Genomic DNA, 530 nt, shown 5'->3' with positions numbered 1-530 from the left:
AAAGTACCTACGGTCTTTACCTCTCCGATATGGGTAGAAAACCAGTTTCGTTTTGTTGTAAAGAGGCTGCCAGTCGCCGATACAGGCGAGGGGTTGAGACAGTTTTCAACACGGTGGCAGCAGGCCTTCTTCGAAGAAGTAAAGAATGTATTATCCGCAGGCCCAGAAAATCTACGTCTCAATGGCGGCATCTGGCGCAACATTTAACGGTACTCTCAGGGTCGGCGCAGCCTTCCATGGGGGTAGGTGGACGATGAGAGCACAGTAAAGAGTAAAGGGTGTCCGCGATCGATCGCAGCGGATGAGGCGATCGGTGGAATGGACGTAGAGACGCTCAACGTGGCGACTGTGACCACATCTCTCAGCCCCCATTGGCGACCGCTGAAGATGATCTGCTGCCCAGGTCCGGGGCATAGATCGGCGATAATCCGACCCGGCGTGGACGGCCGGGCGGGATGTCCGCATGGATATGCCTCGCGCCGGACGCCAATCATTTTATAAGGGTCGATCATCGTGGCAATTGGCAATTC

General features: G+C 55.1%; 1 pseudogene. It reads left to right on the top strand.

From position 1 onward, the window contains the following. Positions 1 to 207, top strand: a pseudogene (locus ACWTU8_RS32185) (hypothetical protein); the annotation flags it as partial. Positions 208 to 530 lie beyond the last annotated feature (323 nt).

The organism is Mesorhizobium sp. BHbdii (assembly GCF_053848045.1).
This window is presented reverse-complemented; position numbering and strand designations above follow the sequence as displayed.